Annotated in this window: 10 protein-coding genes; 9 read left to right on the top strand and 1 reads right to left on the bottom strand. The window is 62.6% G+C overall.

Annotation, left to right across the window (positions count from 1 at the left end):
- From AC1D1X_RS07745 to AC1D1X_RS07710, 8 genes are all read left to right on the top strand, one after another.
- Positions 1-482, top strand: a 482-nt coding sequence (locus AC1D1X_RS07745) for an extracellular solute-binding protein (RefSeq protein WP_477698083.1), incomplete at its 5' end; no start/stop codon positions are given.
- 40 nt (positions 483-522) lie between these two features.
- On the top strand, positions 523-1395 hold the full coding sequence (locus tag AC1D1X_RS07740) for a carbohydrate ABC transporter permease (protein ID WP_477671421.1): 873 nt from the start codon (positions 523-525) through the stop codon (positions 1393-1395).
- A 79-nt stretch (positions 1396-1474) separates the two neighbouring features.
- Positions 1475-2326 (top strand): carbohydrate ABC transporter permease, encoded by an 852-nt coding sequence (locus AC1D1X_RS07735; RefSeq protein ID WP_477671422.1) that lies wholly within the window; start codon positions 1475-1477, stop codon positions 2324-2326.
- Between the two features lie 21 nt (positions 2327-2347).
- The gene (locus tag AC1D1X_RS07730; protein ID WP_477671423.1) at positions 2348-3418 is read left to right on the top strand and encodes an ABC transporter ATP-binding protein; all 1071 of its coding nucleotides are present in this window, start codon (positions 2348-2350) and stop codon (positions 3416-3418) included.
- Positions 3419-3426: 8 nt separating this feature from the next.
- Positions 3427-4194 (top strand): SDR family oxidoreductase, encoded by a 768-nt coding sequence (locus AC1D1X_RS07725; RefSeq protein ID WP_477671424.1) that lies wholly within the window; start codon positions 3427-3429, stop codon positions 4192-4194.
- A 27-nt stretch (positions 4195-4221) separates the two neighbouring features.
- A complete protein-coding gene (locus tag AC1D1X_RS07720; protein ID WP_477671619.1) occupies positions 4222-5298 on the top strand; it encodes an L-idonate 5-dehydrogenase in 1077 nt (358 codons plus the stop codon).
- 64 nt (positions 5299-5362) lie between these two features.
- The gene (locus tag AC1D1X_RS07715) at positions 5363-5749 is read left to right on the top strand and encodes a cupin domain-containing protein (RefSeq protein ID WP_477671425.1); all 387 of its coding nucleotides are present in this window, start codon (positions 5363-5365) and stop codon (positions 5747-5749) included.
- A 9-nt stretch (positions 5750-5758) separates the two neighbouring features.
- Positions 5759-6508, top strand: a complete 750-nt coding sequence (locus AC1D1X_RS07710) for a FadR/GntR family transcriptional regulator (RefSeq protein WP_477698082.1) — start codon at positions 5759-5761, stop codon at positions 6506-6508.
- 92 nt (positions 6509-6600) lie between these two features.
- Here AC1D1X_RS07710 and AC1D1X_RS07705 read toward each other — a convergent pair whose 3' ends face one another.
- Positions 6601-8346 (bottom strand): DEAD/DEAH box helicase, encoded by a 1746-nt coding sequence (locus AC1D1X_RS07705; protein WP_477698081.1) that lies wholly within the window; start codon positions 8344-8346, stop codon positions 6601-6603.
- Positions 8347-8726: 380 nt separating this feature from the next.
- Here AC1D1X_RS07705 and ettA point away from each other — a divergent pair, with 380 nt between their 5' ends.
- Entirely contained in the window at positions 8727-10388 is a 1662-nt protein-coding gene (gene ettA / locus AC1D1X_RS07700) for an energy-dependent translational throttle protein EttA (protein WP_457279253.1), read from the top strand.
- The last annotated feature ends 38 nt before the right edge of the window (positions 10389-10426 follow it).

The raw sequence follows: 10426 nt of genomic DNA, 5'->3' as shown, positions 1-10426 counted from the left end.
ACGACAAGCTCAAACCCGAAGAGCGTGAACTGGCGAAGAAGAACTACAACGAGCGCATCCGCACGGCAGGCTTTCCAAACAAACCGGACGGCAGCAAGATGGTCTACCGCACGGCGGTGAAGACTGGCGTTGTCTTTAGCCAGGCCAAGAACAAGGCCCGCGCCAAGGAGTTCGTCAAGTTCCTGATGGAGGAAGAGAACCTGACGCCGTACGTCGAAGGCTCGCTCGGCCGTTGGTTCCCGGTGACCAAGGCCGGTCAGGCACGCCCGTTCTGGCAGGCTGATGCGCATCGCAAGTCGGTGTTCAACCAGTACGCCAACGGAACGGTGGGCTTCGAGTTCGTCAAGAACTACAAGTTCACCGTGCTGAACAACGAGAACGTCTGGGCCAAGGCGGCCAACCGAGTGCTCAATGAGAAGGTGCCGGTTGACAAGGCGGTGGACGAGATGATTGCCCGCATCAAGACGGTCGCATCCAACTAAAAACGAAAGTCCCTCCCCCCGCTGGGGGAGGGTACAAGCCATGAGCACCATCACCCTCGACACACCGGCCACCGCATCGGCCGTCAGAAAAAATGCCATGACTTCGTGGGAGAAGTGGGGAGCGATTCTTGTCATTCCCTACCTTCTCATCTTCCTGATTTTCGTGATCTACCCGGTGGGCTACGGCCTGTGGCTCGCGCGCCATCCGGAGAGTTACGAGCGGCTGTTTGCCGACCCCATTTTCTTCCGCACGGTGATCAACACCGTGATCTTTGTCGTGGTCTCCGTCAACATCAAGATGATGCTGGCACTCGGCCTGTCGGGCTTCTTCCTGAACACGCGCTGGTGGGTCAAGATCCTGTCGATGATCTTCATCCTGCCTTGGGCCGTGCCGTCGATCCCGACCATCCTGTCCATGCGCTTCATGCTCAACCCGGAGTGGGGCGTGGTGAACGCCGCCATCTACCGCTTTACCGGCATGGACGGCCCGAACTGGCTGAACGACCCGACGCTGGCGTTGGGCTTTTCGATGCTGGCGCACATCTGGAAATCGCTGCCGTTCTGGACGCTGATCCTGCTGGCCGGCCGTATGGCGATTCCGGGCGAGCAGTACGAAGCCGCGTCGGTGGACGGCGCTTCAGTGTGGCAGAAGTTCCGCTTCATTACTTGGCCGTCAATGCGCTCGCTGTACCTCACGTCCACCATCCTCTCGATGATCTGGACGCTGGGGGATTTCAACAGCGTCTACCTGCTCACGGGTGGCGGGCCGGCAGACCTGACGCACGTGCTGGCAACGCTGGGCATCCGCTACCTGCGTCTGGACCAGGTTGACCTGTCCCTTGCGTCCATCGTCGTCGCATTGCCGCTGGTCTTGCCTCTGGTGTATTTCATGATGAAGAGATTGTCCAAATGATGTGCCTCCACGCTCCCTATCGCTCCCTGACCCCCGGGGGGGCGCCCGGCCGCCTAGAGATGGCTCGTCGGAGGCCGGTATGACCCGCTCCGCATTGAAGGTCATCTCGACCGAAGCCAAGCTACTGCTCATCGGCATCCCMGTGTTGATCTGGACGCTGCTGCCGATCTACCACATGGTGCTGTTCGCGCTGTCGCCCAAGGACCAGGCGACGACGGGCCAGCTCTGGCCGAAAGCACCCACACTGCGAAACTTCGAGTTCGTGTTCATGCAGAAGCATTTCTACCTGGACCATTTCTGGATCCAGCTGTGGAATTCCTTGCTGATCGCCGTGTCGGTCGGCGTGCTCACGCTGTTCGTGTCGACCTGCGCGGCCTTTGCCATCAGCCGTTTGCGGGTTCCCGGCGGCCGTACGGTGATGAACATGGCACTGTTCACCTACTTCATCCCCGCGGCCTTCTTGGCCGTGCCCATGTACAAGACCATGGGCAACTATGGCCTGCTCAACAACCAGTGGGCGCTCATCCTGGCGATGGTGACGATCGCCTCGCCGTACTGCATCTGGGTGCTCAAGCAGGCGTCGGACAAGCTGCCTTGGGAACTGGATGAAGCCGCGAGGATGGACGGGGCCACGGCCATGCAACTCTTTCGCCTCGTTTACCTGCCATTGATGGTGCCTTCGCTGGTGGCGGTCGGGACGTACGCGTTGCTGCTTGCCTGGAACGAATACCTCTACGCCTTTTTGCTGCTGTCCAAGGACGACAGCGTGACGCTGGCGGTGGCGCTGGGCAATTTCCTCTCGGCCGACGACTCGCCATGGGAACTGCTCATGACCACGGGCCTTATCTACGCGATGCCGCCTGCGGCAATTTATTACGCATTCAAGCGCTATATGGTCGCAGGCCTCACGGCCGGCGCCGTTAAAAGCTGATTCACAGGAAAAATAAACAAAATGGCATCCGTCGCATTCAACAAAATCGAGAAGTCCTTCGGCAAGGTCAAGATCATTCACGGCATCAGTTTCGACATCAGCGATGGCGAATTCGTTGTGCTCGTCGGCCCCTCGGGCTGTGGCAAGTCCACGCTTTTGCGCATGCTGGCCGGGCTCGAAGAGATAACCGGTGGCGAGATCTCCATCGACGGCAAGGTCATCAACGACCTCGACTCCAAGGATCGCGACATCGCGATGGTGTTCCAGAGCTATGCGCTCTACCCGCACATGACCGTGCGCGACAACATGGCCTTCAGCCTGAAACTGCGCAAGGCCGACCAGGCGATCACCGACAAACGCGTGGGTGACGCGGCGCGCATCCTGAACCTCGACCCGTTGCTCGACCGCTTCCCGCGCGAGCTGTCAGGCGGCCAGCGCCAGCGCGTGGCCATGGGCCGAGCCATCGTGCGCGACCCCAAGGTATTTCTCTTTGACGAACCGCTGTCCAACCTSGAYGCCAAGCTGCGTGTTGCCATGCGGGCCGAGATCAAGGCGCTGCACCAGCGCCTGAAGACCACGACCGTCTACGTGACGCACGACCAGATCGAGGCCATGACCATGGCCGACCGCATCGTCGTCATGCACGACGGCATCATCGAGCAGATCGGCACGCCGCTGGAGCTGTTCGACCGGCCGGGCAACCTTTTCGTCGCGCAATTTATCGGCTCGCCGTCGATGAACGTGATGAAGGGCACGCTTCGCGTCGCGGATGGCCGCACCTGGGTGGAAGCAGAGGGGCATTCCTGGCCGGCGCAGGCGCTGGCCAATGCGGTGGACGGGCAAGCGGTGAACTATGGCGTAAGGCCCACCGACCTGAAGGTCTCCACGACCGGCACAGGCATCCCTGCCAAGGTGATCGTGATCGAGCCGACGGGCGCGGAAACCGAGCTGCTGCTGGAAGTGGGCAATAGCAAGATCATTGTCGTCATGCATGGCCGCACCGATGCGCAGCCTGACGACATCATTCATCTGGACGTGGCGCCGGGCAAGGCCCACGTCTTCAACGGCGACAGCGGTCAGCGCCTGTCGTGAGCGCGGCCATGGTCGCCGACTCATTCAAGCTGAACGGCAGGCTGGCGCTCGTCACGGGGTCATCAGCCGGCATTGGCCTGGCGCTTGCGCGCGGGCTCGGCCAAGCTGGCGCGGTCGTGGTGGTCAACGGGCGCAATGCCGCCAAGGTGCAGGAGGCAGCGGCCCTGCTGCGCAGCGAAGGCATCACCGCACATGTGAGCGCGTTTGACGTGACGGATTCCGGGGAGGTGAAGGCGGCGGTGGAGACCATCGAGTCAACCATCGGTCCGATCGACATCCTGTTCAACAACGCGGGCATGCAGATCCGCAATTCGCTGGAAGAGTTTGCCGAAGAGGACTGGCGCAAGCTCATGCGCACCAACCTGGACAGCGTCTTCATGGTGGGCCAGGCCGTGGCACGCAAGATGATCCCGCGCAAGCGCGGCAAGATCATCAACATCTGCTCGGTGCAAAGCGAGATCGGCCGGCCGGGAATCTCGCCCTATATGGCGACCAAAGGTGCGGTGAAGATGCTGACCAAGGGCATGGCGATCGACTGGGGTCCGCATGGCCTTCAGTGCAATGCAATCGGGCCGGGGTACTTCAAGACCGAGCTGAACGAGAAGCTATCGTCGGATGAGAAATTCAATTCCTGGCTGATCGGCCGCACGCCGAGCCGGCGTTGGGGCGAAGTGCATGAACTGGCGGGGGCGGCGGTTTTTCTGGCCAGCGATGCGTCCAGCTTCATGAACGGGCATGTGCTGTATGTCGATGGCGGGGTCACCGCCCAACTTTGATTTTTTGTGAGCTGAACTTCAATGAATATGCGCGCCATCGTCTGCCACGCCCCGCTGGATCTGCGCTTTGACTCGCAGGCAGTCGAGCCCGTCGGCCCGAAGCAGATGCGCGTGCGTGTTGCCTTCGGCGGCATCTGCGGCTCGGACCTACACTACTTCCAGCACGGCGGCTTCGGCACGGTGCGCATCAAGGAGCCGATGGTGCTGGGGCATGAAGTTTCGGGCATCGTGAGCGAAGTGGGCAACCAAGTCGCGGGTTTCGCACCCGGGCAACGCGTGGCTGTGTCCCCATCGCGTCCTTGCGGCGTCTGCAAATACTGCCAGCTCGGCCAGCACAACCATTGCCTGGACATGCGTTTCTACGGCAGCGCGATGCGTTTTCCCCACGTGCAGGGCGCATTCCGCGAAACGCTGGTGATCGATCAAACGCAGGCCTACGCCGTGTCCGAAGATATTTCTTTGTCGGAGGCTGCGCTGGCTGAGCCGCTGTCGGTCGGCCTGCATGCCATCAATCGCGCGGGCGTCGTGTTCGGCAAGAAAGTGCTGGTCACCGGTTGTGGGCCCATCGGCGCCTTGCTGATCGCGGGCCTGCGGCGCGCCGGGGCGGCCGAGATTGTGGCGGTGGATATTGCGGAGTTGCCGCTGGCTTGCGCTCTCAAGATGGGTGCGGACAAGGCGATCAACCTTTCGGCGCAGCCCGATGCGCTGGCGCCGTATGCGTTGGAGAAGGGCTACTTCGACGTCATGTTCGAGGCCTCAGGCAATGAACGCGCGCTGCTGTCCGGGCTCCAGGTCGTCGCCCCGCGCGGTGTGATTGTGGCCGTGGGGCTGGGCGGCGACATCAAGATCCCGATGAACGCGCTGGTGGCGCGTGAGATCGATCTGCGCGGCACCTTCCGCTTCCACCCCGAGTTCGCGGTGGCGGTGGAGTTTTTGAACAAGCGCCTGATCGATGGCCGGCCGGTCATCACCGATATCATGAACTTCGACCAGGCGACGGACGCCTTCAAGCTGGCTGGCGACAAGGGTAGGGCCATGAAGGTGCTGCTGCAGTTTGCGCCTGATGCTGCGGCCAGGGCCGGGCTTGCGCAGGCTGGGGCCTGAGACGCGGGAAATTGCACGCCGGATTTATCCAGAACGAACACATGAACACGAACACGGAGCTTTTTTGACCACCTTCACCAAAGTTATTCTCTACACAGACGACGCCGACGGCCTCGCAAAGTTCCGCGAAGAGCAGGTTCCGCTGCCGGAGGGCAATCCGCAATCCATGCTGTCCACGCTGATGCCTTCAGGCGGCTACCAGTTGCGCCACAGCCCGGTAGGTTTTCGCAGCCAGTTTCATTGCTCGCCGCACGGCCAGTGGGTATTCATTCTGGGCGGCGAGATGGAGATCGGCTTGCAGGGTGGAATTTCCCGCATCTTCAAGCCCGGACAGCATTTCTACTCCGCGGACCTGCTGCCGGCCGGCGCCACCTTCGATCCGGCCGTGCATGGCCATTGGAGCCGCCAGGTAGGTTCGGACCCGTTGGTCACCTTGTTTGTGCGAGGCTAAAGGAACCCCATGGCCACCATGAAAAACGTCCACGGCAACACGGTTGACCACATCGGGGAAGCCATCGTCGCGGGCCGTTATACCGCCGGCATGTCCATGCCGCCGGAGCCGGTGCTTTGCGAGGAACTGGGCGTGAGCCGCACGGTGGTGCGCGAAGCGGTCAAGTCACTGATCGCCAAGGGGCTGGTTACCACCGGGCCCAAAGTGGGCACCCGCGTGCTGACCGAGGAGCACTGGAACTGGTTCGATCCCGACGTCATCGCCTGGAAGGCCAAGGCCGGCATCACGCCCGAATTTTTACGTGACCTGCTGGAACTGCGGCGCCTGGTGGAACCAGCCGCCGTGCGCATGGCCGCCGAGCGGGCCACCGCGGAAGAGATCGCCGGGATCGAGGATGCCTATGCCGGTATGAAGCGCGCCGTGGAAGGCGGCGGCGACTACGTCACCTACGACCTGCGTTTTCACCAGGGCCYGCTGCGTGCCGCGCACAACCGCATGCTGGTCCAGATGAGCAAGGCGCTCAGTGCCTTGCTGCGCACCAGCTTTGAAATTTCGACCATCCGCAAGGACGGGCCCAAGCGCTCCCTGCCGCTGCACCGGGCGGTGCTGGATGCGGTGATCGCGCGCAACCCGGCCAAGGCCGAAAAAGCCATTCTGGTGCTGATTGACGGCGCGCACGAGGATATCGAGCTGGTGCTCGGTTCGCGGCGCCGTTTGCCCAAACTGAGCAATCCGGCCAAGCAGCTGAAAGCAGCTTGAGCCTGAGGTGCGGAATTGGCCTTTTGCAGCCTTATGCCGCGCCGGACAGTTGCATGGCGGCACCCACGCAGTGGGATCGCCGCCGTTAGCGCTTAGCGGCCGGTAAACGAGCCGGGACCGCCAGGCCGGCGGGGCCCGTTGCCCCGGCCGCCGCCGCCACCACCGCCGCCATTACCACCACCAGAGCGGTTGCCGCCCCGGTAGTTGCCGCGGTTGCCGCCCGTGGGCTGGCCGGAGGACGGGAAACCCGAGGAGGCGTGGCTGGCGGGTTGCTGGTTGTCAAAGTCGTTGCGCGGCTCCCTCGGCTCGCTGCGGGGTGCGCGTGGCTGCYGGTCGTCGCGCGGCGGGCGCTGCGCCTGCTGGCGTGGCGGCTGGCCGTTCTGTGAGTAGCCCGAAGCCTGTCGTGGCTGGCCGGGGTTGGGTGTGCGGGGACCGCGGCCGCTGCCGCCGCCGTTACCGCCACCACCGTTGCCGCCGCCTGCGGGACCGCGTCCGCGCGCGCCGCCATTGCCGCCGCCGTTACCGCCACCTGCACCCCGCGCGGGCTGTGCGCCCTTGGTGTCGCGAATGCGCTGCATCATTTCAGTACGGGCTGCTTTGGCGGCAGCCTGCATCACGTCGCGGCTTGGCGGCTTGCCMAGGCCACCCCAGATGGTCTGGCGACCCATGGCCAGCGGCTCGGCGCGCTCGCCGGCTTCGGCTTCAAAGCCGGGGACCACGATTTTTTCGATGTTCTGCTTGGTGAAGCGCTCGATGTCCTGCATGAAGCCTTCTTCATCGAGGCAGACCAGGCTGACGGCTTCGCCGCTGTTCCCGGCGCGGCCGGTGCGGCCGATGCGGTGCACGTAGTCTTCGCTCACGTTCGGGATTTCGTAGTTCACCACGTGCGGCAACTCGTCGATGTCGATGCCGCGGGCGGCGATGTCAGTGGCCACCAGGGCGCGAATCGTTCCGCTCTTGAAATCGGCCAGGGCCTGGGTGCGGGCGGTCTGGCTCTTGTTGCCGTGCAGCGCCATCGCGGGGATGCCGTTTTTGGTCAGGTGTTCGGCCACGTTGTTGGCGCCGAACTTGGTGCGGGTGAACACCAGCACCTGGCTCCAGTTGTGCTCGTTGATGATGTGGGTCAGCAGCGCTTTTTTCTTGGCTCGCCCGACGGGATGGATGGTCTGCGTGATGCGCTGCACCGTGGTGTTGCGCGGCGTGACCTGGATGGATTCGGGGTTCTTCAGCAGGCCGTTGGCGAGCTCGCGGATTTCATCGCTGAAGGTCGCGCTGAACAGCAGCGATTGTTTTTGCTTGGGCACCAGGGCCAACACTTTTTTGATGTCGTGGATAAAGCCCATGTCCAGCATGCGGTCGGCTTCGTCGAGCACCAGGATCTGTACCTGGCTCAGGTCCAGCGTGCCCTGGCTCGCGTGGTCCAGCAGGCGGCCGGGAGTGGCGACCAGGATATCGACGCCGCGGCGCAGTTTTTCAATCTGGGCGCCCATACCGACGCCGCCGAACATCACCATGGAGGTGAGGTCGGTGTATTTGCCGTAGGTGCGGACGCTTTCTTCGACCTGGGCCGCGAGCTCGCGGGTGGGGGTCATGATCAGGGCGCGTACGGCGTTGACGCCGCGGCGGTTGGTCAGGCGCGCTTCGGTGGAAAGGCGCTGCAGCAGGGGCAGCGTGAAAGCTGCGGTCTTGCCGGTGCCGGTCTGGGCGCCGCCCAGCAGGTCCACGCCTTTGAGCACGGCGGGGATCGCCTGGGTCTGGATGGGGGTGGGGGTGTCGTAGCCCTGCTCGAGCACGGCCTTCAGAATGGCCGGAGCCAGATTCAATTCTTCAAATGTCATGATGTTGCGCCTGTGTGGCGCTTTAGATCGGCCTGTTGGGTGCCTTGTTGAAAGGCAAACCCGCCAGTCAAAGGCAGATGGGGTCAGAAAGTGGGCCCTAAACATTACGTTTTACATCGTAAGCAGCCACTTGAAGCGGTACCCGGATGTGCCCAAATGTTGAAGGCAACTGGAGCCAGCAACGCCTGTATTGTCGCACAGCAACGATAATGGAGGCATTCACGCATAAAACACGCTTTGCCAAAAGGCGTTTGCGCCCAGGCGCGGCGTGTCGTTCCAGCCCGCAAGAAAGCCTGCTGACAGCCTGTAGAAATAGCATGTACAGGCGGCAAGCAGCCCGTTTTCCTGCATTGTTTTCATTTTTACCAAAGTTAATCCTGATGGCTCAGTACGTATTTACTATGAACAAGGTCGGCAAAATCGTGCCGCCCAAGCGCCATATCCTTAAAGAGGTGTCGCTCAGCTTCTTCCCGGGCGCCAAGATCGGCGTGCTGGGCACCAACGGTTCCGGCAAGTCCACGCTGCTCAAGATCATGGCCGGCCTGGACACGGAAATCGAGGGCGAAGCCACTCCCATGCCGGGCCTGAACATCGGCTACCTGCCGCAGGAACCCAAGCTGGACCCCGAGCACACGGTACGCGAAAGCGTGGAAGCCGGCATGGGCGCGGTATTCGCCGCCAAGGCCCAGCTCGAAGCTGTGTACACGGCTTACGGGGAGCCCGATGCCGACTTCGATGCGCTGGCCGCCGAGCAGGCCCGCCTGGAAGCCATCATCGCCACCGCCGGCACCGATTCCGAGCACCAGCTTGAAATCGCCGCCGACGCGCTGCGCCTGCCGCCCTGGGACGCCAAGATCGGTGTGCTCTCGGGCGGCGAAAAACGCCGCGTGGCCTTGTGCAGCTTACTGCTGTCCCGGCCCGACATGCTGCTGCTTGACGAACCCACCAATCACCTGGATGCCGAATCGGTGGACTGGCTGGAGCAGTTCCTGCAGCGCTTTTCGGGCACCGTGGTGGCCATCACCCACGATCGCTACTTCCTGGACAACGCCGCCGAGTGGATCCTGGAGCTGGACCGCGGCCACGGTATCCCCTGGAAGGGCAACTACAGCAGCTGGCTGGACCAGAAGGGCGAGCGCCTGGCACAGGAGCAAAAGGGTGAGGAAGCCCGCGCCAAGGCCCTGAAGAAGGAACTCGAATGGTCACGCCAGAACCCCAAGGCGCGCCAGGCCAAGAGCAAGTCGCGCCTGGCCCGTTTTGAGGAACTCTCCGACTTCGAATACCAGCAACGCAACGAAACCCAGGAAATCTTCATCCCTGTGGCCGAGCGCCTGGGCAATGAAGTCATCGAATTCAAGAATGTCAGTAAATCCTTCGGTGACCGCCTGCTGATCGACAACCTCAGCTTCCAGGTGCCCGCAGGCGCCATCGTCGGCATCATCGGCCCGAACGGCGCAGGCAAGTCCACGTTGTTCAAGCTGATCGCCGGCAAGGAAACGCCCGACAGCGGCGAAGTCGCCATCGGCAAGACCGCGCGCATGGCTTTCGTCGACCAGCACCGCGATGATCTGGCCAATGAAAAAACCGTCTGGGAAGACATCTCGGGCGGACTGGACATGCTGACCGTCGGCAAGTTCACCATGCCCAGCCGGGCCTACGCTGGCCGTTTCAACTTCAACGGTGCAGACCAGCAAAAACGCGTCGGCATGCTGTCGGGCGGAGAGCGCGGGCGCCTGCACCTGGCCAAGACCCTGATCGCGGGCGGCAACGTGCTGATGCTTGACGAACCCTCAAACGATTTGGATGTGGAAACCCTGCGCGCGCTGGAAGACGCGCTGCTGGAATTCGCCGGCTCCGTGCTGGTGATCAGCCATGACCGCTGGTTTCTGGACCGTATCGCCACCCACATCCTGGCCGCCGAAGGCGACAGCCAGTGGACTTTCTTCAACGGCAATTACCAGGAGTACGAAGCCGACAAGAAGAAACGCTTGGGTGAAGAGGGCGCCAAACCGAAGCGTGTGCGCTTTAAGGCCCTGCACTAAGCCTGGACGCAGTCATGACAGACCAGGAGGTTCTGGAC

This window comes from Polaromonas sp. P1_G4 (assembly GCF_056405475.1).
The sequence above is the reverse complement of the archived record's forward strand: the minus strand, read 5'-3'. Positions and strand labels throughout refer to the sequence as shown.

Excerpts from the sequence above, each read along its gene's own strand:
- AC1D1X_RS07740 (WP_477671421.1), top strand. The coding sequence starts at position 523 with ATGAGCACCATCACCCTCGACACACCGGCCACCGCATCGGCCGTCAGA.
- AC1D1X_RS07725 (WP_477671424.1), top strand. The coding sequence starts at position 3,427 with ATGGTCGCCGACTCATTCAAGCTGAACGGCAGGCTGGCGCTCGTCACG.
- AC1D1X_RS07720 (WP_477671619.1), top strand. The coding sequence starts at position 4,222 with ATGCGCGCCATCGTCTGCCACGCCCCGCTGGATCTGCGCTTTGACTCG.
- ettA (WP_457279253.1), top strand. The coding sequence starts at position 8,727 with ATGGCTCAGTACGTATTTACTATGAACAAGGTCGGCAAAATCGTGCCG.